Source organism: Psychrobacter sp. S1-30-MNA-CIBAN-0213, assembly GCF_040309845.1.
Classification (GTDB): domain Bacteria; phylum Pseudomonadota; class Gammaproteobacteria; order Pseudomonadales; family Moraxellaceae; genus Psychrobacter.
Genome location: NZ_JBEOPE010000002.1, coordinates 240,985 through 264,104, shown reverse-complemented (window position 1 = coordinate 264,104; position 23,120 = coordinate 240,985). Strand labels below are relative to the sequence as shown.

19 protein-coding genes are annotated in these 23,120 nt (G+C 44.0%); 9 read left to right on the top strand and 10 right to left on the bottom strand.

The window, feature by feature from the left end:
• Nucleotides 1-175: 175 nt before the first annotated feature.
• The 4 genes from AAEY87_RS02895 to gspK are packed head-to-tail and all read left to right on the top strand — an operon-like array spanning nt 176 to nt 3,417.
• Nucleotides 176-1,048 (top strand): pilus assembly FimT family protein, encoded by an 873-nt coding sequence (locus tag AAEY87_RS02895; protein WP_350655873.1) that lies wholly within the window; start codon nt 176-178, stop codon nt 1,046-1,048.
• Nucleotides 1,049-1,051: 3 nt separating this feature from the next.
• Nucleotides 1,052-1,540: a type II secretion system minor pseudopilin GspI gene (gspI, locus tag AAEY87_RS02890; RefSeq protein ID WP_350655872.1), complete on the top strand. Its 489-nt coding sequence runs from the start codon at nt 1,052-1,054 to the stop codon at nt 1,538-1,540.
• Nucleotides 1,537-2,343 (top strand): type II secretion system minor pseudopilin GspJ, encoded by an 807-nt coding sequence (gspJ, locus tag AAEY87_RS02885; RefSeq protein ID WP_350655871.1) that lies wholly within the window; start codon nt 1,537-1,539, stop codon nt 2,341-2,343. Before gspI ends, gspJ begins: the two co-directional genes overlap by 4 nt.
• 12 nt (nt 2,344-2,355) lie before the next feature.
• Entirely contained in the window at nt 2,356-3,417 is a 1,062-nt protein-coding gene (gene gspK / locus AAEY87_RS02880; RefSeq protein ID WP_350655870.1) for a type II secretion system minor pseudopilin GspK, read from the top strand.
• 37 nt (nt 3,418-3,454) lie between these two features.
• Here the strand turns inward: gspK and AAEY87_RS02875 are convergent, their stop codons facing one another.
• The 7 genes from AAEY87_RS02875 to AAEY87_RS02845 form a co-directional block, all read right to left on the bottom strand.
• Nucleotides 3,455-4,135, bottom strand: a complete 681-nt coding sequence (locus AAEY87_RS02875; RefSeq protein WP_068034913.1) for a TetR/AcrR family transcriptional regulator — start codon at nt 4,133-4,135, stop codon at nt 3,455-3,457.
• Nucleotides 4,136-4,243: 108 nt separating this feature from the next.
• Nucleotides 4,244-5,692, bottom strand: coding sequence for a deoxyguanosinetriphosphate triphosphohydrolase (locus AAEY87_RS02870; RefSeq protein WP_350655869.1), 1,449 nt, complete (start codon nt 5,690-5,692; stop codon nt 4,244-4,246).
• A 185-nt stretch (nt 5,693-5,877) separates the two neighbouring features.
• Nucleotides 5,878-6,969 carry a redox-regulated ATPase YchF gene (gene ychF / locus AAEY87_RS02865; protein ID WP_068034915.1) on the bottom strand — a complete coding sequence of 364 codons (1,092 nt, stop codon included), beginning with the start codon at nt 6,967-6,969 and terminating at the stop codon, nt 5,878-5,880.
• Nucleotides 6,970-7,201: 232 nt separating this feature from the next.
• Nucleotides 7,202-8,011, bottom strand: a complete 810-nt coding sequence (locus tag AAEY87_RS02860) for a phosphodiester glycosidase family protein (protein ID WP_350655868.1) — start codon at nt 8,009-8,011, stop codon at nt 7,202-7,204.
• Nucleotides 8,012-8,070: 59 nt separating this feature from the next.
• Nucleotides 8,071-9,873, bottom strand: a complete 1,803-nt coding sequence (locus AAEY87_RS02855) for an FMN-binding glutamate synthase family protein (protein ID WP_350655866.1) — start codon at nt 9,871-9,873, stop codon at nt 8,071-8,073.
• 281 nt (nt 9,874-10,154) lie between these two features.
• Entirely contained in the window at nt 10,155-10,748 is a 594-nt protein-coding gene (locus AAEY87_RS02850) for a hypothetical protein (protein ID WP_350655864.1), read from the bottom strand.
• Between the two features lie 213 nt (nt 10,749-10,961).
• Complete coding sequence (locus AAEY87_RS02845; RefSeq protein WP_350655863.1) at nt 10,962-11,789, bottom strand: IclR family transcriptional regulator; 828 nt, start codon at nt 11,787-11,789, stop codon at nt 10,962-10,964.
• A 170-nt stretch (nt 11,790-11,959) separates the two neighbouring features.
• On the opposite strand from AAEY87_RS02845, the gene AAEY87_RS02840 reads away from it, so the two are divergent.
• A complete protein-coding gene (locus AAEY87_RS02840; RefSeq protein ID WP_068034925.1) occupies nt 11,960-13,144 on the top strand; it encodes an acyl-CoA dehydrogenase in 1,185 nt (394 codons plus the stop codon).
• Nucleotides 13,145-13,335: 191 nt separating this feature from the next.
• The gene (locus AAEY87_RS02835) at nt 13,336-14,574 is read left to right on the top strand and encodes a CaiB/BaiF CoA transferase family protein (protein WP_350655862.1); all 1,239 of its coding nucleotides are present in this window, start codon (nt 13,336-13,338) and stop codon (nt 14,572-14,574) included.
• A 114-nt stretch (nt 14,575-14,688) separates the two neighbouring features.
• Here the strand turns inward: AAEY87_RS02835 and AAEY87_RS02830 are convergent, their stop codons facing one another.
• A complete protein-coding gene (locus AAEY87_RS02830) occupies nt 14,689-15,459 on the bottom strand; it encodes an IclR family transcriptional regulator (protein WP_350655861.1) in 771 nt (256 codons plus the stop codon).
• Between the two features lie 255 nt (nt 15,460-15,714).
• On the opposite strand from AAEY87_RS02830, the gene AAEY87_RS02825 reads away from it, so the two are divergent.
• The 3 genes from AAEY87_RS02825 (at nt 15,715) to AAEY87_RS02815 (ending at nt 20,396) form a co-directional block, all read left to right on the top strand.
• On the top strand, nt 15,715-17,190 hold the full coding sequence (locus tag AAEY87_RS02825; protein WP_350655860.1) for an NAD-dependent succinate-semialdehyde dehydrogenase: 1,476 nt from the start codon (nt 15,715-15,717) through the stop codon (nt 17,188-17,190).
• Between the two features lie 149 nt (nt 17,191-17,339).
• Nucleotides 17,340-18,602: a 4-aminobutyrate--2-oxoglutarate transaminase gene (gene gabT / locus AAEY87_RS02820; protein WP_350655858.1), complete on the top strand. Its 1,263-nt coding sequence runs from the start codon at nt 17,340-17,342 to the stop codon at nt 18,600-18,602.
• 351 nt (nt 18,603-18,953) lie between these two features.
• Nucleotides 18,954-20,396 (top strand): APC family permease, encoded by a 1,443-nt coding sequence (locus AAEY87_RS02815; protein WP_068034930.1) that lies wholly within the window; start codon nt 18,954-18,956, stop codon nt 20,394-20,396.
• Between the two features lie 82 nt (nt 20,397-20,478).
• Here the strand turns inward: AAEY87_RS02815 and AAEY87_RS02810 are convergent, their stop codons facing one another.
• The gene (locus AAEY87_RS02810) at nt 20,479-21,852 is read right to left on the bottom strand and encodes an NAD-dependent succinate-semialdehyde dehydrogenase (RefSeq protein WP_068034931.1); all 1,374 of its coding nucleotides are present in this window, start codon (nt 21,850-21,852) and stop codon (nt 20,479-20,481) included.
• A 128-nt stretch (nt 21,853-21,980) separates the two neighbouring features.
• A complete protein-coding gene (gene aguA, locus AAEY87_RS02805) occupies nt 21,981-23,084 on the bottom strand; it encodes an agmatine deiminase (RefSeq protein WP_350655856.1) in 1,104 nt (367 codons plus the stop codon).
• Nucleotides 23,085-23,120: the final 36 nt, after the last annotated feature.

The following is a 23,120-nucleotide window of genomic DNA, read 5'->3' as shown; positions in this document are numbered from 1 at the left end:
ATAGATTAAGATTGGTAGGTTGTAAAAATTCCTCTTATAATTTTTAAAAGTAACTTGCCAATTTTTAATCATGTTGATTCGATTTTTTTATGACTCTACTGAAAAACGACCTAGGTTTCTAATAATTACTTCTTACTCCCATTCTACGTATTATATTGTTGATAGTAGGTACATCATGCCGATCACTGCCAAGACTCAGTCCAGCTCAGTGGTCGAGCACGCTTTTTGCCCCACAAAAAGTAAGCTAACTAATCTAAATAATGACACAGCTATAAAATTCAGTCATCGCTGTTGTCAGACTCCTAAGCATTTTCAAGAAAGCTGTTCGCAAGAAAACCATCATCAAGCACTTCCTAATCAGGTACTTCCCACAAAGTTCGCATTATCAAACTTACCACGTTCGCAGACAGGCTTTACCTTGGTTGAAATCATGGTGGTCATGGTTATTTTGTCTATATTCGCTGGCATGATTGCTGTGTCAGTCGGTAGTAGCGAGTCCAGAAAAAACCGCGCCTTTTACGAGCATCTTACTGACTCATTAAGCTATGTCAGACTACTGGCAGCTGAGCGTATGCAGCCGATGGGATTAAGCTTGCAAGCAGACAAGCAAGGTCAAGTAACGCCCGTCATTATGAGTTTATCAAACCCTTATATTAGCTATCAGACCCAATCAGTAACGCCAAGTAACGGTGATAGTACGCCCAAAAACTCAATGGAGTTGTCTGCAGACTTGTCCGGTATGTCAGGGGCTAATGGAGAAAGTCAACCAACTCCTAGCTGGGAGCTGGAATCGGAAGTCACGTTGCCAGAAATGCCAGCTGGGGTCAGCTTAAGCATTCAAAGTCTGCAGGCGAATAATGCGTCAGGGCTAGAGTCTACCCAAACTTTACAACCTTGGTTTAATGGGCAAGCAGTGCCGCAAGTATTGTGGTTTGGTACTGGGCAGGCAACTCCTGTCACAATTGAGGTGCGCCATCAGTCGCGATTAGTCGGAGAAGTCATCACTATTATGCCGGATGGCAGTATGACGATAGGGCAGGGGCTGTAGCAGATGACGAAGAAATATAAGCCAACAACGCATATTACAAATCGTAGCGCATGCCAAACCACACTATCAAAGCGTGAGGGTGGGTTTACACTGATTGAAGTGATGGTGGCACTCGCTATATTAGCAGTGGTCGCCGTTGCCGCTAGCCGTGCCAGCAGTGCATATCTGAACTCGGTTGAGGTATTACGTACGCGCACGCTTGGACACTTTGTAGCACAAAATGCCGCGGCTGATTTGCGGATTCAAGAGTCGTGGTTGACGGCCAATAGCACGCAAACGATGGATGCCCAAGGTCGCGCGTGGCAAGTAGCCATGACCGTCAATAGTACTTTGACGCCAGCGTTAAAAGAGGTAAATATCAGTGTTGCCCCTATTATTGATGGGCAAGTGCGCTCAGCGGTGACGGATATCAATGTGATCCTAGGCAATGCAGAGCAAGATGTCGGTAGTTTAGATTTGGGTAGCTTAAATCCAAGTGGGGGCAACCCGTGAGGCAGCAGCGCGGCTTTACCTTACTTGAGCTCATGGTAGCAATGGCGATATTTGCGATGCTTGCGGTCGCAGGGTGGCAAGTATTTGATGGGGTCAACCGTGCTCGCGAACGGGCGCAGTTTCATGCCGATCAGCTCGCTGTCTTACAGTATGCTTATCTGCAATTACAACAAGATATGGGTCAAGTCATTGCTTATCAAGCACCTTCTACGCAAAATAGTAGCGCGAACGGCTCCAACCTGAACGCCAATACCAATGGCAACACTAATGGCAATAATACTAATAGCGCTCAAGACTCTATAGCTGCTGAACCCTTTATGAGCTTAGATGATGAGCAGCTTAGCTTTGTGCGTTTTGCTGATCCTGATCCACGCTACCAAACCAGTCCAAGCTTGCAGCGTGTTGACTATATCTTTGCAGATGAGCGTCTTATCCGTCGACAATACAATAGTATCCAAGGTGGGTCTGATAGCGTCAGCTTAGATACGGTGCTTCTTAACGGTGTTACAGCAGGGCGCTGGCAGGCCTACCTACCTGAGGTGAGTAATAATTTCCCTAGCGCAGATAACCAATTTGGTAATAATGAGAACAATAATAGCGATAACTCTGCTATTGACGAGACGGAGACTATCTTACTTCCTAAAGGGGTAGGGATGAGTTTTACTTATCAAGATATGCCGATTACTTGGCAATGGGCCCTCGCACCACAATCTCTACCAAATAATAGCAATAGCGGTGCTGGTAATGAGAATAACAACGGCAGTAATGAAAATAACTCTGATAACATGACAAATGGTCAATAATAGGAGGCGCTTATGACAATGACAGCAGACTCCCAGCGCGGTGTGGCACTATTGACCATTTTACTTTTGGTTGTCAGTATTACAGTAGTAGCAGGTGCAATGCTTGCTAGTCAGAAAATCGCCATTCGCCGCAGTGGCTTATTGTTTAATCAAGATCAACTACTACAAGACATCGAGGCCGGTCAGCAGTTAGCAATTACCGTTATTCGCGCTGATGATAAGCTGAATGATACCGATAGCGCACAAGATATTTGGGCACAGCCGATGCCGCCTTATACTTTAGGGGTGCATAGCATCACTATGGAGCTACGTGATGAGGCTAGCCGCTTTAACATCAATAATCTCTATCATGATGGCACAGCCGATACCAATGCATTGGAGGTGTTTCAGCGTTTATTGACACAGTTAAATCTAGAGCCTGAAATTGCTATTGCGGTGCTTGATTGGCAAGATGCAGACAACGAAGTCTATAACGATGGCGGTGATGAGAGTGTCTTATATAGCCAGTCAGCAAGTAGCAGCGCCAATAAAACTCTGCCCAATCAGCCATTGGTTAGTATAGACCAGCTCCAAGAAGTACGCGGGGTCAGCGCTGAGACCTTGGCAATCTTACGACCGTATATTACCGCAGTGCCTTACTTTTTACCTATCAATGTCAATACGGCAAGCCATGTATTGCTCGCTGCGCTGATGGATGAGGTGACCCCAAAACAAATGCAAACGCTGACAGATCTGCGTGCACAACAAGTATTAGCATCTGTTGATGATCTATGGCAATTGCCACCGTTTATTAGTATGGGCACTGAAGAGCGTAAAGGAATGGAATCATTATTAGCGGTGGATACTCGAGCATTCAGAGCTCTTATCACCGCCACTGATAGCACCGGTGTAGGTGCAGCACGGCAACGTTTTGCGACAGTATTAATTAGCAAAACGAGCGCTAGCAGCGACGATGATAGTAATGATAATAACAACAATGGCAACAATAACAATGCTAGTGAAAGTAATAATAATGAGGCTAAGACAGTAAAAGTAATCTCACAGCGCTTATGGGCATTCCGTCCTAGCTTTTAATGTCTAATACCATTAAGGAGAAGCAGCTAATGCATTATCAATCATTAAGCTGGGTTTCTTCGCTCGATTTCCAGTTATAAGCACCATAAAATAGCATTTGTGCTTGACGAGTACAATTGTGTAGCATCAGCTGTTTTTTATCTTCAATTTCTGCTGAATCAACTTCATCGTCATGCTCTTCAGAATAAGTCAGCTCTAACCAATCGATAATCCAAGAGAAAAACATATTAACCCCCGCCTCAGCGAGCAATCGGCGGTCATAAGCATTGATATGAGTAAAAGCAGGCTGTAATGCTAGATCTTCTCCTAGTATTTTCCCATGCATCTTTATCAAATCGCTAATAGCTTTACGGACAGCTTCTGAGCCACCAAAGCGTTCACTGACCAAAAATTGCCAATAACGTGGCTGCGCACTAACGGTTTGTAAAAATAGCTGAATACTCTTGGCAATCTGACGATCAAAACTGCGTTTGCGGCCAATCTGTAGGCCATCACGCAACGTAGCAAGCGTACCACCTAATTCTTCAACAACTAATGCCTCGCCCAATGATTCCATACCATCAAAATGGCGATAAAATGCGGTCGGCACCACGCCAACCTCACGAGTTACTTGTCTAAGACTGATAGAGCTAAAAGATTGCCCAGTAATACATAAGTCTAGCACTGCATTAAAAAATGCGCGCCGAGTTTGAAGCTTTTTTTGTTCGCGACTGCTCATAATATTTCAAAATTACCTAATAGATGTTTATCATACTCATTTCAACGCAAAAATACGAATGAAATCCCTAGTTATGATGGATAAGATGGGTATTGGATGGTGAATTTACTAGACCATCGTACCCCAATGACCTTGCAACTCCTGCGCCAACCTATAAGCTTCATGATCGTTCATGCCAGTAATAAAATCTAAAATATTTAGAATGTTATGATAAATATTATCGGATAGTACCCGCCGATGCTCATCAAGATGCGGCTGTAGCAAGCTTAAGAGGCGCTGCTGCTCAAACAATTTTGGTGCGTCCGCAAGTGCTGTCCAAGCCAGTGGCATAAATGCATCAAGGAGACGATGTAAGCATTGATTGGCCATCAGCTCCATACGTACTTTACTGGGATGATTAAATATTTGTTCGCGGGCCAACTGCTTGGCTTGGGTAATGCCATTTTGTACAGTGGGCTCGCAATGATTAAATAAGCTACCTGTGAGTGTGCCAGCAAGCATAGCACTAGAGTTGGCAACAAAGGCATCGGTTACCGTATTAACCAAGCGCATCATGGCCCGAGCACGTAGAGCTGCTAGCTGTTGTCTGACGGAAACTTGCGGTGGCAAAGCGATAGGCAATGCAATGGTATCAGAGCGTTCACCGATCAGCTCATAAAGGATGGCTGCTACATCGCTATAACTCAGCATGTTTAGATGAATACCATCCTCTAAGTCTATCAATGCATAGCAAATATCGTCTGCCGCTTCGAGTAGATAAGCGAGTGGATGACGCGCAAAGCCATCATGCTGCTGCGAGCGCGGCAAATGCAAACAGTCCGCCAATTGCTCCAACTGCGCAGCTTCACTATAAAAGCAGCCAAATTTTTGTACTTTGGTCGTCGATAAGTTTTTGTTAACATCCTCATTCTTCTGGTCGCTGTTTATTGAATTGCTATGCGTTGCTAGCCACGGATACTTCATAAACGCGCCCAAAGTTGCGCAGGTCAGACGCATACCGCCCTTATCTGGATGATGCTCATTACGCGCTAGCAGTCGAAACCCTTGTGCATTACCTTCGTAAGCCAGCAAGTCTAATTGCTCATTGCTGCTCAAACGCTGCAAGATTGCTTGACGATCAGGATGAGTAAACCAATCACGGATAGCATACTCACCAGCGTGACCGAAAGGTGGGTTGCCGATATCATGGGCGAGGCATGCTGCTTGTACAATCACCCCGACATCAGCTGGCGACACGCCTGCTGGTAGTCCGTTATCCAGTTTGTCATGCAATTTTTCTGCTGCCATTATCCCTAGCGAGCGTCCAATACAAGAAACCTCCAGTGAATGAGTCAAGCGTGTATGGATACCCAATTGATTGGTTAGTGGATGAACTTGGGTTTTTTGATTCAGCTGACGAAAAGAATGTGAGAACACCAAGCGATCATAGTCCTTATGAAAGGAGGAGCGAGCACTATCTTGGATAGGTGCTTTTTTTACACTGCCTAAACGCTGTGCGGTAAATAATTGCGCCCAATGATCGGCTGGAGTCTGTGGCTTCTTAAAATGAGCGACCATAATCTATAATCCATTATTTATTATCGTTTTTGAAGTATGCATTGTAAAAATGTGTGATATTTTTCAGCGCTGGTTAAATCAGTATAATAAAAAAAGCCAGCACAAAGGCTGACTTTTGGTTGTTCTATGCTAAGACTATGTAAGCAAGGTATTAAGTAAGCGAAATACTTAAACCATCAGAAGGCTTATACGTTAAAGCGGAAATGCATCACATCGCCATCTTGTACGATATAAGTTTTACCCTCTAGACGTGATTTGCCTGCAGCAGCTGCGCCTTTTTCGCCATTGTATTCAATAAAGTCATCATAAGCGATTACTTCAGCGCGAATAAAACCACGCTCAAAGTCTGTATGAATCACGCCAGCTGCTTGAGGAGCTGTAGCACCTACTTCAACGGTCCAAGCGCGTACTTCTTTAACGCCTGCAGTAAAGTAAGTCTGCATATCAAGCAAATCATAACCACCGCGAATCACTTGATCTAAACCAGCCTCTTCCATATTCATCTCGGCCAGAAAGTCTTTTTTATCATCTTCATCAAGCTGTGCGATTTCAGATTCAATTTGGTTGCATAGAGCGATAACGATAGAATCTTCGCCAGTGGCATAGTTGCGCACGGCATCTAGATAAGGATTGTTCTCAAAACCATCTTCGCTGACATTAGCGATATACATAGTTGGTTTCAAGGTAATTAAACCATAACTTCTAATAAGCTTTTGCTCATCTCTGTCAAGATTGGCGGCGCGCGCGGCTTTACCTTCTGCTAATAATGGTTCGATTTTTTTGAACACATCAAGCATGGCCCCAGCATCTTTATCACCACCTTTGGCTTTTTTGGTTAAGTTAAATACCGCGCGCTCAACGGCTTCGAGATCAGCGAGTGCCAATTCAGTATTGATGGTTTCGATATCATCAATAGGGCTGACGCGACCATCGACGTGTACGACGTTGTCATCATCGAAACAACGTACCACGTGAGCAATCGCATCGGTCTCACGGATATTGGCTAGGAACTGGTTGCCCATGCCTTCGCCTTTTGACGCACCAGCGACCAGACCGGCGATATCGACAAACTCCATCGTCGTTGGCAATACACGTTCAGGATTGACGATGTCAGCCAATTTCTTTAGGCGTGGATCTGGTACTGGCACGATACCAGTGTTGGGATCTTTGGTACAAAATGGAAAGTTTTCAGCGGCGATTCCCGCTTTAGTTAAGGCATTAAATAAAGTGGACTTACCCACGTTTGGTAGGCCGACGATGCCGCAGTTAAAACCCATAGTAGTTTCTCAATATAGTAATAAGACTGAATCCAACTCTTAAGCTAGTTTAGGCTATGGTTTTAGCCCAGCATTTTGCTTTCGCAAAGATTTAAGCTGAGCTAAAACGGTAGCCTATGATAATGATAGCTAGAAAGCTAAGAGTCAGATAGTTAATTGGTTTAATATGAAATAAAAATTGGCGCTATTGTAGCAAAAATTACCTGCCAACGGGCGTATAGATGTGCTAATTTTACTTCAACTCAACCACTCCAATCATGACACCCATCTCTTTTTTATCGTGTTTATCGATACTGGGTGCATATAATGCCGAAGCAATCCCGCCATCTAAAAATAGTGCATTCGGACAGCTTAAGTCATTTTTAAACAGCGATGCAAACTGATAAAACGTCACAGGCTCATTACTATTAACGAGACGTATACTGCCATCACTGCAAACACCTGCACCATTACGAAACTTGATTGAGTTGCTATCAGAGTTAAACTGCGGGTGTATCTCATCGTTGATGACTAGCATCGGCCCTGATTGCGTGGCATACCAAGGCTTAGCTTCGTCATTCTTAATCTGTTCATCTAAAGCGTTGCTTTCGGTAATTTGTACATTGCCAGATTTATCCCACCACATGACCCCATTAGGCAGTAAATGGAAATTGCCACCACCTTCGTTTAGGTTTAAGGCGCGAATCTCTTTACCTTTAATGACTGTATAACCAATCGGCGCGTAACTTTCGTTATACATGCCTGCATTCATAGCAAAATTAAGCGTTTGGTTAGTTGATAATGTCGCTAATAAGTTATCAAAGGTAAGCAATGGCTGCGTATCGCCGGGCTGTTGCCAAAAAAGCTGTAGTGAATAACGTTCGCTATTTAACGCGTCAGCGTTAACGCTACAAACACTATAAGTAAATGGCGTATCTTGCGACTGACATGACCAGTTTTCCGTATCGCTGTCTAACGCATCAGCGCCTATTGGCTGGCAAGCACTGACGCTTAACGCGAGCAGTGCTAATGATAAGGGTAAGGCAAAAACGAAACTTGGCATCAATTACTTATCTTTTGTAATATGGATATAATTTATAGACTTTTATTGCTGAGCACTTTCTAATCGCTAGTAGATGGAAATTCGCGAAAAGTATTGTTGACGTTGCCGATTAACTGTCCACCGCCAGTGATGCTAGCAAAGTTCCCAAGGCTCTGTTCCGTTGATGTGGTGGTTTCTCTACCTTTATCTCGTGAATCTTTATTATAAGCAATTAGGGCATCGTTATTTGCTAAAAAGCTATCAGGATTTGCCATGACCCACATCTGATTAAACACGTCCGCGCGGGCGCTACTATTAAGTAGGGCGCCTCTATCAGTGAAATAAAAGAATTTCGATAAAAGTTTTATCTGCCCGTCATCTAGACGACGCGCAATATGATAAGGCTGCAACTGACTCGGATGTTGTAGACCAACGGCACCGACGATATTAGAAAGTGATTTGAGCGTATTCTTATGAAAGCTTGCGACGCGCTCAGCTTTACTAGGCACATCGAGCGCCTTTTGACGATAGGGGTCTTGGGTCGCAACGCCTGTCGGGCAGGTGTTGGTATGACAAGAGCGCGACTGAATACAGCCAACGGCAAACATAAAGCCACGTGCTGAGTTACACCAATCTGCACCCAGTGCGATTAGGCGAGCAATGTCGAAGCCGGATACGATCTTACCACTGACGCCAAGCTTGATTTTGTCACGGATGCCAGCGCCAACTAAGGTGTTGTGTACCAATAAAAACCCTTCAACCATTGGCATGCCAACGTTATCCATAAATTCAACCGGTGCTGCACCTGTGCCGCCTTCTGCACCATCAATGACGATAAAATCAGGATAGTTATCAGCTTCCATCATGGCTTTGACAATCGCCATAAATTGCCACGGCTGACCGATACATAGCTTAAAGCCGACTGGTTTGCCGCCCGACAAATCGCGTAATTGCTGCCAAAAAGCAACCAACTCACGTGGAGTACTAAATGCCGTATGTGAAGAAGGCGAGACACAATCTTGACCTGTAAGAACTTGGCGCGTATCAGCAATCTCTTGGGTAATTTTCTCCGCTGGTAGCACGCCACCTTTACCAGGTTTTGCGCCTTGAGATAGCTTGATTTCAATCATTTTAACTTGGGGGTCGACCGCTTTTTCGGCAAAGGACTGCGGGTCAAAGTTACCATTATCATCACGGCAACCAAAATAACCCGTACCTAGCTCCCAAATCAAATCACCACCAAATTTACGGTGATAGGGACTAATCGCACCTTCGCCCGTATCATGGGTAAATCCGCCCATCTTAGCGCCTTGATTGAGCGCCATAATGGCATTGGCAGATAAGCTCCCAAAGCTCATCGCCGAGATGTTGAATACTGACATATCATGCGGCTGCTGACAACGTTCGCCACCGACCATGATGCGAAAATCTTGGTTTTCTAGAGGCTGGCTGACCGCCGACTGCAAAAACCATTCTTTACCGGGCGTATATAAATTATCCAACGTACCAAAGGCATTGGTATCACTGACGTTCTTGGCGCGTTGATAAACAAGGGCGCGCTGCTGGCGTGAAAACGGCACTTGCTCTTTATCGTTTTCTAACAAATACTGACGAATCTCAGGACGAAAGTCTTCAAGTACGTAGCGAATATGCCCCGCCACTGGATAGTTTCTCAAGATGGCATGCTTTGACTGTATGACGTCATAAATCCCCAAACATACTCCAAACCCGCCAAGAATAATCAGCCACCAATTCATCAATAATAGCCCTGCTAAAAACAGCAAGACAGCAGCGGCAAAAGTGCTGTAACGTAACAGCACACCGACTAAATAAGGCGAATTGGTTTTGGGTTCTGGGTTTAGATTGGTACGAGATTGGGGCATAACAACGCTCAACAGTAATATGTAAAGATTAAAAAGGCGAAGATGATTGAAAGAGAAAGTAGGTCAAAAGTCCACTCTTTTATCATCATTATCAAACACAGATAACGCGCTCAGATTTATCGCCTACATCATACACATATGATATCACTGCATAACGGTATTTGAGTAACAATGTGCTAATACTAGTATTCTGACATTGATATTATTAGGTGGTTTTAACAGATAACCTGCACCAATGTTTTATCGCCATCAATGGCTTTAAACTTATTATAAATTACAATCTACGCACAGCCTTCTCCCAACCTTAATGCAGACTCAAAGCCGATACTGATGCTGGTCACGACATTATTATCGACTTGATATTTAGTGCCAATTTTTTGCTCACTGCTTTGACCATTATCTTCATACCAATAGTAGAGAATAATATTCTCGTTTGGATTGCCGTAAGGGCTGTCTTCGACTTCAGGTTGTTGTCCTTGATGCTTAGCGTATAGTTGTTCAAGACTGTCACCTACCATAACCCCATAAGCAGATAAGATGTCTGTACTTGATGTACCTATTTCAACCACAGTATCGTCGATGATTATATAACCAGCAGCAGGATGAGCAGTGCTCTGAGCGCCGAAACAGCCGTCTAAATTTTCAGTGTTTTGAGTCAATATCTGTGGGTTAAAGTCAGAACCGAGCTTTATATTGTCGAAGCTGTTTTTAGTAAACGAACCAGAAGGTGTGATATCAGTAGTAGTGCGGTCATCGACCTTAACTTTGGTATCTATATCGGTGATAGTATCTGGCGGTGGCGCACAGCTGGTTAAACCTAAGAGTAGAGCGGTCATCACTACTATCATTCGGTGCGAGCTAGCATATAGAGTCATCGTTATATCCTTATTCACTAACATCAGTTACCAACGTCATATTCTGTAATCACAGTCAGATCCGTAGTGACAGCAATTTGATAGTTATAAGTAGTGTTCTTTGTATTAATACTACCATTAGTATCGCTATTTGACTGAGCGGTAAAGTAATAGCGTAATAGTTAAAAAATGTTGAACACAGGCTCATATTTTTTATCAGTGATTTCTTATATTCTAAGCACCATTTCCAATCCGCTCAGCCAATTTCTGCAACTTAGGCACAATTACCGCCGCATAGTCGTCGCTTTGCCAATTAGCACTCGGAACGCTGGCATTGAGTGAATAGGCATACTGTCCAGTGGCAACATCAAAGACTCCAACGGCTACTGCTAATATGTCACTAGAAAACTCGCCGTCAGACAACGTATAGCTGTGCTTCTTATAATATTCTGCTGACTGATTCAACGCTGTTTGCGCATGGCTATAATCTGTGTCAGATAAATTATTTTGCAAGTGAGAGCTAATGACCGCTTGTCTGGTTGGTAAGCTTGCCGCATAGAACGCACGTCCAATAGCGGTTCGTGCGACGGGTACCGCTGAGCCTACTTGTAGATTCACGGATAGGCGAGCAGGGCTACGGCAGCAAGCTAAGTAGCGCATTTCACCTTCGATTTCTGTCGCCAAGTTTACTGAGACTTCATTTTGAGCAGCAAACTGACGGAGTAATGGCTCGGCAAACGCGACCACATCATGACGACTCCATGCCGTCGCACTTAGTCGTACCGCGCTACTACCCAATTCGTACTGACCGTGTATCGTCGTACGCAAAAACCCAAGCGTAGTTAAGGTATAAATTAAGCGTGTAACAGTCGCCTTTGGCAGTTCTGTCATTTGACATAATTGCTGGTGACTTAGCTGATCTTGATGTTCAAATGCAGCAAGTAGGGTTAAGCCACGGCCAAGGGCAGTGACAAATTGCCGATCATCTTCCTCTTTGCTTCGAATAAGCGTCGCACCCATTCGATCTAGTAAAGGCATAGTTGCTAGTGATTTTCTTATCATTTTTTGACCATATATATTTAAAAGGGTTTACAAGAAGAATAAATTTTGCTTAAATGGTTTATATTATGAAACTAAGTTTCGCACAGCGGAACATGTAAGTCAATTACTAGTTGCATTAACCAAATCAATCATTATCGTCGGTCAGGATGACTGACACCAAGGAGATCCACATGGCAACATCTACTCGCCCAAGTTTTGATTGGGAAGATCCTTTTTTATTACGTGGTCAGTTAACCGATGAAGAGCGTATGGTCAATGACAGCTCACGTCAGTTTTTTCAAAAAGAGCTAATGCCTGGCATTATTGAAGCCAATCGCCATGAGAACTTTGATCGCAACATTATGCGCCAAATGGGCGAGATGGGCTTGCTTGGTGTGACGATCGAGGGTTACGGCTGTGCTGGCTTGTCAAGCGTGGCTTATGGTTTGATTGCTAAAGAAGTTGAAGCAGTAGATTCTGGTTATCGTTCAGCGATGAGTGTGCAGTCAAGTTTGGTTATGCATCCTATCCATGCCTACGGTACTGAAGAGCAAAGAGAGAAGTACCTACCTAAGCTTGCAACTGGCGAGTATGTCGGTTGCTTTGGTCTGACCGAGCCAGACTCAGGTTCAGATCCTGCGTCAATGTCGACTCGTGCGCGCGCTGTCGATGGCGGTTATGAGCTGACTGGTAATAAAATGTGGATTACTAACAGTCCTATCGCTGATGTGTTTGTCGTTTGGGCAAAAGATGATGCAGGCGACATTCGTGGCTTTATCTTAGATAAAGGTATGAAAGGCTTATCAGCACCGAAGATCGAAGGTAAGTTCTCACTTCGTGCTTCAGTCACTGGTGAAATCGTCATGGATAAAGTATTTGTCCCTGAAGCCAATGCTTTCCCAGATATCCGTGGTCTTAAAGGTCCGTTTGGCTGTTTAAACAAAGCCCGTTATGGTATCGCATGGGGTGCAATGGGCGCAGCTGAGTTTTGCTGGAAAGGCGCACGTCAGTACACGCTAGATCGTAAGCAGTTTGGACGTCCACTAGCAGCAACGCAGTTGGTACAGTTAAAGCTTGCTAATATGCAAACTGAGATTGCTCTTGGTTTACAAGCGGCACTACGTGTGGGTCGTTTGATGGACGAAGACAATGCAGCGCCTGAGATGATTTCACTAATTAAGCGTAATAACTGCGGCAAGGCATTAGATATCGCTCGTGTTTCTCGTGATATGCACGGTGGTAATGGTATCTCTGATGAGTTCCATATCATTCGTCATGTTATGAACTTAGAAGCGGTCAATACTTATGAGGGTACGCATGATATCCATGCCCTTATACTAGGTCGTTCGCAGACTGGCATTCAAGCGTTTTATTAATCTAAAGCATTCAATAGTTTTTGATTAAAGTACAACTCAGTATAGATTTTCAACGACTAACGTACGTTACTGTTTAGCCTTTAATATAGCGCTTAACATTAGCGTGCGTTTTTTTATAAGTTAAAATAATGGTATATGAGCAAGCTTAAAATAATAGATATCTCAATGTTTCTAAAAGGTAAGGGAATATCATGAGTACAACATTACAACCTTCTAATGCACAAGACGATGTTGATAATGCACCACGGGCAGCATTACAGGGTATCAAGGTATTAGATTTATCGAGAGTATTGGCAGGTCCATCTTGTACGCAAGTTTTAGCAGATCTTGGCGCAGAAGTTATCAAGGTTGAACGTCCTGGCATCGGCGATGAAACTCGCCACTGGGCCCCGCCAAAATTTAGCGATGACACTTCTGCCTATTATGCGACTATTAACCGTAACAAAAAATCGCTCACCGTTGATATTACTAAGCCTGCAGGACAAGCCATTATCAAGCAGTTAATTGCTGATAGCGATATTGTGGTAGAAAACTTTAAGGTTGGCGGTCTTAAAAAGTACGGCTTAGATTACGATAGCCTGAAACAAGACAATCCGCGCCTGATTTATGCTTCATTGACAGGTTTTGGACAGACCGGACCGGATGCCAAGCGTCCAGGTTATGATTATATTATTCAAGGCTTATCAGGGCTAATGAGTATCACTGGTCCTAGTGACGGTGAACCGCATAAGGTTGGCGTCGCAGTTGTCGATTTATTTGCAGGCTTGCAGCTCACGATTGGTATCCAAGCGGCACTATTAGCGCGTCAACATAACGGACTTGGGCAGCACGTTGATGTGGCGCTACTCGATAGTGCGCTGGCCATGTTAGCCAATGTCGGTATGAATCATTTAGCGTCAGGAACTGTACCGCCAAGACTGGGTAACCAGCATCCTAATATCGTGCCTTATCAAGTGTTTGCAGGTCAGAGTGAAGAGCATTTCATTTTAGCATGTGGTAATGACAGTCAATTTGCCAAACTTTGTGAAGTGCTAGGAGTCGATTGGCATACCGATATTCGTTTTATGACCAATCCTGCACGAGTGGCAGAGCGTGAATTGCTATGCGATGAGCTGGCTAAGAAATTTGCTGAGCATCCGCGTGCGTATTGGTTGGAGGTTTTAGATCAGGTAGGTATTCCGTGCGGTGCTATTCATAATATCGCTGAAGCCTTAGCAATGCCGCAAGCACAAGCACGTGAGATGATTGTTGATTTCGCCGCGCAAGGCAGTCCTGTAAAAGCACTTGGTAGTCCTATTAAGCTTTCAGGGTCTCCCGTCACTTATCGTACGCCGCCACCAAAATTAAGCGAGCATACTGACAGCACACTTGCAGATCTTGGTTATGATAGTGAGATGATAGCGAAGCTTAAAGCTGATGGAATTGTTTAGTCAAAATAGTAAACAGGAAGTTTCTGGATACTATTCTGAGGGTTCTGTTTTTTGAGGTATTTTGAATTTAAAAGCTTATAAATCAAGGCCTTTAGGTGAAAGCTGTTGGAACAACTAGGCTGGATGCGAAGGTATAAAGCCTAAGCGCTGTTCAATTTGTTTAGCTAATTCAATAAGGACAGCACTAACTTCGGCACGCTTAGATTCATACTCTACCTGCAAAAAGCTGACCGCCATGCCAGCGACTGCAGTGCCAGATGCGTTGCGAATATAAGTACCCAAGCAATACATACCCTCGCGTAGTTGCCCATCATCCAATGAGATACGACTGCTATGAATAGCGGTCAGCTCGTCAGATAGACTAGCAAAATTATCTACACCATTTGGGGTTATTGGTTTAGGAAAGTCGCCTTCGTATAGTGTCTCGATGGTGTCCATAGATAAGGTGGAGAGCATAGCCTTGCCGGTCGCTGAAAATACCGCTGGTACGCGCACCCCAGCACGGAAGGTAAAACCGAGTGGGGCAGGCGCTTCATGACAGGCCAAAAATACGACCTCGCCTAAGTCTAGCTTGGATAGGGTGACAGTATGTTGTAAGAGCGCCGGATATTGTACGATTAGATCTTTAAATAACTGTATGACCCCCTGCTGCTGCTCATATTTGCCCGCCCAATACATTAAGTATGATCCTAGATGAAAGCGATTCTCAGTATCTTTATAAATGACATGCTTGGTCAGTAGACTTTGTAGAATATTATGAGTTGAGCTACGAGGAAGCTCTAGTTCTTTAGCGATATGTGCTGCTGTTAAAGGCTGAGAGCTGGCCGTAATCAAGTCTAAAATCTGGAAGGTTTTATCTAACGCAGGAACGGCGGTCGAGCTCATAAGTAACCTATAAAAGTAAGTAGAAGTAGAAGGTTATAAAAATAAAGCTTTAAATAGTCAGGAAAATGATAATAGGGGTTGCAAAGTGTATCCTATCATTCTTATAATGATGTCTCATATATAGAATTGATGTTCAGTATATTGAACAACGTAACAGTTATCAATAATTATTTATAGATAGAAAGTCGTATCCAAACGATGCCTTTATTTATTATTACAAACACGCAATCAGCCTAATCGACAAGGAGTGTCAACATGTCACAACTGCCACAGTCTACGCTAAAGCTATCAAACCCAGACCTACTCAAACAGCAGTGCTTCATTAAAGATGGCTGGCATATCGCTAGTGACGAAGCGACTCTTGATGTGAGCAATCCTTTTAGCGGAGACATTATTGGTACCGTGCCAAGCCTGACGACCGATGATATCAACGATGCGGTTGCTGCTTCTCATGAAGCGCAAATCACTTGGGCGGCCAAAACCCCAAAAGAGCGTGCTGAGCTACTACAAAAGTGGGCCGACCTCATCGATGCCAATAAAGAAGATTTGGCTATCATTATGACCGCCGAGCAAGGCAAGCCTTTAAACGAATCACGCGGTGAAGTTGGCTATGCCAATAGCTTTATCCGCTGGTTTGCCGAAGAAGGCAAGCGTGTTTACGGTGATGTTATCCCTGCTAATCAATCACAACTGCGCCATGTCATCCTAAAACAGCCTGTTGGTGTCTGCGCGGCCATCACGCCTTGGAACTTTCCAGCGGCGATGATTACTCGTAAAGCAGCGCCTGCATTAGCGGCAGGCTGTACGATGATTATTAAACCTGCGACCGAAACCCCATTTTCTGCGTTAGCGCTTGGCGCTTTGGCGGAGCAAGCTGGTATTCCGGCAGGCGTTATCCAAGTGGTCACTGGTAAATCATCTGTCATCGGCGACATCCTAACCGGTGATGCTCGCATTCATAAGCTATCGTTCACAGGCTCTACCGAAGTCGGTCGTACTTTGATGGCTCAATGTGCGCCAACTATCAAAAAACTGTCATTAGAGCTAGGTGGTAATGCGCCCTTCATCGTCTTTGATGATGCCGATCTTGAAAAAGCCGCTGAAGGCTTGATTGCTTCTAAATATCGTAACGCTGGTCAAACCTGTGTTTGCGCCAACCGTGTCTATGTTCAAGACAGTATCAAAGATGCATTTTTAGATGTATTCGTCAAAAAAGTGGCTGAGTTGAAAGTGGGTAACGGCTTGGAAGAGGGCGTTGATATTGGCCCTCTGATTAACAAAAAAGCGTTAGAAAAAGTGCAAGCACTACTCAAAGATGCATTAGATAAAGGCGCGACGCTCATTGCTGGAGGCAGCACTAACAGCGCATCGGAGCTGACCTACAATCCAACGGTCATCACTGATCTTAGTAGTGATATGGATATTGCTCACGAAGAAATCTTTGGTCCTATCGCAACTATCTTTACCTTTAAAGATGAAGAAGACGTCATTCGTAAGGCCAACGACACTATCTACGGCTTGGCCGCTTACTTCTATAGTGGCGACTATGCACGCTCATGGCGTGTGACTGAAGGCCTTGAGTACGGCATCATCGGCCATAATACGGGTTTAATTTCTACCGAAGTCGCACCATTTGGTGGCGTCAAGCAATCTGGATTTGGTCGTGAAGGATCAAAATATGGCATCGAAGAATATGTTGTAACCAAATACTGGTGCTCTGATATTAGCTAATAGCCTAGCTAACTGGTTCAATATTTAGTTTTAAGCCTTCAGTTGATCAAATAAGTTGTTCGACTGAAGGTTAATTAGATAAATTACTACTCAATAACCGCCACTTAATAACTGGCACTTATGTTAAAAATAAAGAAAAGGACATTTCTATGACTACTACCAATCAATCATTGTTTGAGCGCCGTAAAGCTGTTTTACCAACAGGGCTTGGGGTTGCGTTTCCTATTTTTGCAGAAAAAGCAAAGAACTCAGAAGTTTGGGACGTTGAAGGCAATCGTTATATCGACTTCGTTGGTGGTATTTCAGTATTGAATACTGGTCACAGCCATCCAAAAATCACTCAGCGTGTGCATGAGCAACTAGATAAGTTCACCCATACTGCGGCGCAAATGATCAACTACGAATGCTACGTGGATCTTGCTGAAAAACTTTGTGAAAAAGCCCCTATCAGCGGTGAGAAAAAAGCTTTCTTCTTAACCACTGGTGCTGAAGCGGTTGAAAACTGTATCAAGATTGCACGTGCTAAGACGCGTCGTCCAGGAGTGATTTCTTTCGTTGGCGGTTGGCATGGTCGCACCTTAATGTGCATGAGCCTAACGGGTAAAGTATTGCCATACAAAAAGAACTTTGGTCCTATGCCAGGTCCTGTGTTTCATGCGCTATTCCCTGCTGAAGAGCTAAATGTTACAGAAGCTCAAGCATTGCATAGCCTTGAGATGATCTTCCAAGCGGATATTGATCCTAGTGAAGTGGCTGCGATGATTATCGAGCCAGTACAAGGCGAGGGTGGCTTCCATCAAGTGACGCCTTCATTTGCTAAATCTTTACGCGACATCTGTGATGAGCACGGCATCGTCCTAATTTTTGATGAAGTACAGTGTGGTTTTGCTAGAACAGGTACTTTATTTGCAAGTGAGCAATTAGGCGTTGAGCCTGATTTGATGACTAGTGCCAAGAGCTTGGCTGGTGGTTATCCTATCTCTGCGGTCATTGGTCGTGCTGATATTATGGATGCTCCGCAAGTAGGCGGCTTGGGTGGTACTTATGCTGGTAACCCACTTGCTTGTGTAGCAGCGTTAGCGGTTATGGAAGTGATTGAAGAAGAAAACTTACTTGAGCGTAGTGTGGAGATTGGCGACAAAATTGAAGCATTCTTAAAGGGCTTAAACCTTAGCAGTATTGGTCATATCCGCCATAAAGGCGCGATGCTAGCTTTTGAGCTAATCGACAGCGAAGGTAAGCCTGATACTGATGCGACGGCTAACCTAAAAGCCAAATCTTTCGAGCAAGGATTATTATTAGCATCTTGTGGAATGCATGGCAACGCCATTCGTGTGATGGTACCGCTAACAGTTGAAGATGAAGTCCTACAAGAAGGTCTTGATATTATTAAGGGTATTCTAACTGCTTAATTTTTATTAAGTCTTAGCTATTTTACATTAGACAATATATTATGCGTTGTAGCACTATTAATTACACTTATTAGTTTAATTAAAATTTAAGATGTCAATGTAGTAGTCAAGGTCTACCTCGACTTCGGAGCATTAGCTCTGAGTATAAGCTCTGCAACGGCGTCTTGTAAATCAAGACGCCGTTGCTGTTTTTGGGATTTGAGAATCTCTAATACTCAAAAACGTTCGTTGGAGACGGTACTCAATAAGTACGTTATTTGAACAGAATAATAGGTAGGTTTAACCTATAAATCAAAGTCAGCTTAACCCTAAAAAGGTTAACACGGATGACACACGGACAAGGAGTAAATTATGTCTGGATTAAAGAAATCGTTGGGGACGTTCGATATTATTGCCCTAGCATTTGGTGCTATGGTAGGTTGGGGCTGGGTCGTCTTAGCTGGTGGCTGGATTTTATCTGCGGGCACATGGGGCGCTATGCTAGCGTTCTTAATTGGCGGTATAGCAGTGATACTGATTGGCGTTACTTACGCTGAGCTGGCATCATCAATGCCGATTACAGGTGGTGAGCATACTTATACCCACCGAGCATTGGGGGTCAATGTCTCTTTTATTTGCTCATGGAGTATTTTGTTTGGTTACTTCTCAGTAGTCGCATTTGAGGCAGTAGCCCTACCAACAGTCGTTGAATACTTTATACCCAATTATAACCAAGGTTACCTATGGACCATTGCCGGTTGGGAAGTTTATGCCACGTGGGTAGGCGTCGGTATGCTAGGGTCGGTCGTTGTAACTTGGCTTAATATTCGTGGTATGGAAGTCAGTGCTTGGTTCCAGAAGACAGCAGTATTAGGTATCTTGTTTGTTGGTACGCTGCTAATTATCGGTGCAATACTATACAATCCTGAGACTTCAAATGCAGTGCAATCGCCAGCCTTTATCGGTGGAGTCGGTGGCATGATGGCGGTTATCGTGATGGTACCGTTTATGTTTGTAGGCTTTGACGTTATTCCGCAAGCGGCAGAAGAGATTGATCTGACACGTCCTAATATTGGTAAGTTTTTGATAGTCTCTATCGTCGTTGCTGTGATGTGGTATGTGGGCATCGCATGGAGCGTTGGTACGACATTGCCACTTTTGCAAGCGGAAAACTCAACGCTTGCTACTGCTGATGCAATGACTAACGCATGGCAAGGCAAATGGGCAGGTATCTTGCTAGTTATTGGCGGTGTACTCGGTATTCTATCTAGCTGGAATGCGTTCCTAATCGGTGGCAGTCGTCTACTATATGCCATGTCAAAAGCGCATATGTTGCCAGCATTCTTAGGTAAATTACATCCAAAATACAACACACCTGTTAATGCGATTTTACTGATTGGTGGTCTTGCAACGCTAGCGCCATTGTTCGGTCGCAAGATGCTGGTGTGGATCGTTGATGCAGGTGGTTTTGGTATTGTTATCGCTTATACCTGTGTTGCTATCTCGTTCTTAGTGCTACGCTACCGCGAGCCTGATATGGTACGCCCGTTTAGAGTACCAGCTGGAAAGCTGGTAGGCATAATCACAATTGTTTTATGTTTTGGCCTACTTATTCTATATATGCCAGGTATGCCTTCGGCGCTTATAGGTGTTGAGTGGTGGATCTTCCTTGGTTGGACAGTGTTAGGTATTGCATTGTATGGCTATGCATCAGTTAAATATCCAGGTCAAAGTGAAGCAATCATGTCAGAAGAATTACGTCAATTGAAGATTGTGAATCAGTTGTGGTTAAAAGACAATCCGCCCAAAAGATAATATTTTAGATAAAATATTATCTTCCAATAAAAAAGCCTAACATTCAATGTTAGGCTTTTTTTCTAAAAAATTAATTCATTAATTACGATTTATCACGAATTAACTTATAGTTTAAAAATTCAGTGATACCAAGGGTACCAAGCTCGCGACCAAAACCTGAGCGTTTGACGCCGCCGAATGGGGTATTGGCTTCAGAACCAGAAGGTGAGTTGATCGTAACCATACCGACTTCCAATTGCTCAGCGATCTCTGCTGCTAATGCTGAGTCTTGAGTCTGAATAGAAGCACCAAGACCAAATGGGACATCGTTGGCAATCTTGATAGCATGTGCAACATCACGCGCCTTGTAGATGACTGCGACAGGACCAAATAGCTCTTGGCTATAGACATCCATTGAATCATCAACGTCTGCAAGTACGGCAGGAGCAAACCAAGCACCGGGCTTGTCTTTGACAATGCCGCCTTCAACCAATACAGTTGCGCCCGCTTTAATAGCACCGTCTAACTGCTCTTGCAAATTCTCCGCTGCACTCTGTGATGACATCGGTCCAATAAACGTTTTCTGATCTAACGGATCAGACAAAGTCATTCCACGTACGGCATCTGTGAAGCCTTTTACAAACTGGTCGTACACGCTTTCGACGATGATTAAGCGTTTAGCAGCATTACAAGCTTGTCCCGTGTTACCAAAGCGACCTTCGATTGCACCTTTAACGGCTTGCTCAATATCAGCATCTGCTGCAACGATAAAGGCATCAGAACCACCAAGCTCTAAAACGACCTTTTTAAGGGCGCCGCCCGCTATTTTGGCAACCGCTTGTCCTGCACGTTCAGAACCCGTCAACGATACACCTTGCACTCTGCTGTCTTCAATAATAGTCGCTGCTTGATCGTTGGTAGCAAAGATATTGTTATAAACGCCATCAGGTAAACCGGCGTCTTTTAGGATCTCAACAACGACTTCTGCGGTATTAGGACACTGCGGCGCATGCTTTAGGATAATGGTATTACCCGCTACCACGTTTGGTGCCACAAAGCGTGCTACCTGATAATGCGGGTAGTTCCATGGCATAATGCCAAATAATACGCCAACTGGTAGCTTTTCTACCGAGGCTGAGCCTTGATCTACATCAATGGTATTTGGTGCTAATAGCTGCTCAGCATTGTCCGCATAATAGCGATAAATTTCAGCAACTAGGCCAATTTCACCCTTTGCTTGGGCAACTGGCTTGCCCATTTCTGTAGCAACCCTATCTGCCAGCTCATCCTGACGATCAATATAGATGTCAGCGACTTTATTTAATATTGCACTACGTTCGCTAAGAGACGTTTTTTGCCAGTCTTGATAAGCCGTATCAGCTTGCTCAATAGCATTCTGAATATCTTGTTCGTTTGCAGTAGGGTAAGTGGCTTCAACTTCGCCAGTAGCTGGGTTGGTTACTTGATATTCGCTCATAAATATTCCTTAGGTTCAAAATCCATTTCTGGTTGTTATTTAAAAAGGTGCTTACTCTGTTAAATTAATTTAAATCTTAGAATAAAGTCTTAAACTAAACAGCCCTTAACAGGTTTGTTGTTAATTAATCACAATTTGGCTGCTGGTTGCTGCTGGGTAATACAATGTATATTACCGCCGCCAAAGACAATCTCTTTCGTCCGTACTCCCACTACCTGATGGCTAGGAAAGACTTTTTCAAGCTGCGCAATTGCTAAACTGTCATTAATATCATCATATTGCGGTACGATAATGGCATCATTACAGATTAAAAAATTGGCATACGAGGCGATGCATACATCACCTGTACGACGTGCTTTAGCATCATCAGACTGCTCAACGTCGTAATGTTCAGGCAAAGTTACGGGGTCTTTAGTACAACAAAGCTTATGAACTTTCAAACGTCTACCTTTAGCATCTGTCATAGCAGATAACTGCTGATATGCTTTTTGCGTAGCGTCAAAAAACGGATGACTAGGATCATCGGTAAATAAGCAAACCACTTCACCGGGGCGCGCAAAACAAGCAATATCATCAATATGGCCTGTGGTCTCTTCAGGATCAATACCGTCATCGATCCATAGCACTTTTTGAGCATTAAGATAAGCTTTAAGCTGGTCTTCAATTTGGCGCTCGGTAAGATGCGGATTACGCCCAGGACTGAGCAGACACATACGCGTAGTCAGTACTGTGCCTTCACCATCGACATGAAACGCACCACCTTCCATCACAAAATCTTCGGTACGGTAGCGTTTGATATCTAAATAATCGCATAGACGCGCCGCTAACTTATCATCATCATCCCAAGGCGCATAAAGACCGTCATAGTCTCCGCCCCATGCATTGAAAGTCCAATCACAGCCGCGTAGCTCACCTGCGTCATTGATTAAAAAGGTTGGAACGATGTCACGCGCCCACGCATCATTACTCGGCATAGAGATGACTTCGATATCATCAGGCAGGCTATCACGACATTGTTGATAGTCATTAAGGTTGACTAAAACTGCGACCTCACAAAAGCGTCTGATAGCCATAGCTACCGCTGCATAAGCTGCTTTAGCAGGTATAGCTTGCTGACGCCAGTTATCCGCTCGATAGGGCCATACCATCCATACTTTCTGTAATGGCTCAAATTCCGCTGGCATATAAAAGCCGTCATCGGACGGAGTTGAGTCTTGAATGAGTTCAGACATATGAGTCACCTTGTTAGCAGTAGTATTTTAAGAAAC

Coding starts and splice junctions, on each gene's coding strand:
- AAEY87_RS02845 (WP_350655863.1), bottom strand. CDS start 11,789: ATGATAAGAAAATCACTAGCAACTATGCCTTTACTAGATCGAATGGGT.
- AAEY87_RS02855 (WP_350655866.1), bottom strand. CDS start 9,873: ATGCCCCAATCTCGTACCAATCTAAACCCAGAACCCAAAACCAATTCG.
- AAEY87_RS02830 (WP_350655861.1), bottom strand. CDS start 15,459: ATGAGCTCGACCGCCGTTCCTGCGTTAGATAAAACCTTCCAGATTTTA.
- AAEY87_RS02840 (WP_068034925.1), top strand. CDS start 11,960: ATGGCAACATCTACTCGCCCAAGTTTTGATTGGGAAGATCCTTTTTTA.
- AAEY87_RS02870 (WP_350655869.1), bottom strand. CDS start 5,692: ATGGTCGCTCATTTTAAGAAGCCACAGACTCCAGCCGATCATTGGGCG.
- AAEY87_RS02825 (WP_350655860.1), top strand. CDS start 15,715: ATGTCACAACTGCCACAGTCTACGCTAAAGCTATCAAACCCAGACCTA.
- aguA (WP_350655856.1), bottom strand. CDS start 23,084: ATGTCTGAACTCATTCAAGACTCAACTCCGTCCGATGACGGCTTTTAT.
- ychF (WP_068034915.1), bottom strand. CDS start 6,969: ATGGGTTTTAACTGCGGCATCGTCGGCCTACCAAACGTGGGTAAGTCC.
- AAEY87_RS02835 (WP_350655862.1), top strand. CDS start 13,336: ATGAGTACAACATTACAACCTTCTAATGCACAAGACGATGTTGATAAT.
- AAEY87_RS02875 (WP_068034913.1), bottom strand. CDS start 4,135: ATGAGCAGTCGCGAACAAAAAAAGCTTCAAACTCGGCGCGCATTTTTT.
- AAEY87_RS02860 (WP_350655868.1), bottom strand. CDS start 8,011: ATGCCAAGTTTCGTTTTTGCCTTACCCTTATCATTAGCACTGCTCGCG.
- AAEY87_RS02810 (WP_068034931.1), bottom strand. CDS start 21,852: ATGAGCGAATATCAAGTAACCAACCCAGCTACTGGCGAAGTTGAAGCC.
- gspI (WP_350655872.1), top strand. CDS start 1,052: ATGACGAAGAAATATAAGCCAACAACGCATATTACAAATCGTAGCGCA.
- AAEY87_RS02850 (WP_350655864.1), bottom strand. CDS start 10,748: ATGACTCTATATGCTAGCTCGCACCGAATGATAGTAGTGATGACCGCT.
- AAEY87_RS02815 (WP_068034930.1), top strand. CDS start 18,954: ATGTCTGGATTAAAGAAATCGTTGGGGACGTTCGATATTATTGCCCTA.
- gspK (WP_350655870.1), top strand. CDS start 2,356: ATGACAATGACAGCAGACTCCCAGCGCGGTGTGGCACTATTGACCATT.
- gabT (WP_350655858.1), top strand. CDS start 17,340: ATGACTACTACCAATCAATCATTGTTTGAGCGCCGTAAAGCTGTTTTA.
- AAEY87_RS02895 (WP_350655873.1), top strand. CDS start 176: ATGCCGATCACTGCCAAGACTCAGTCCAGCTCAGTGGTCGAGCACGCT.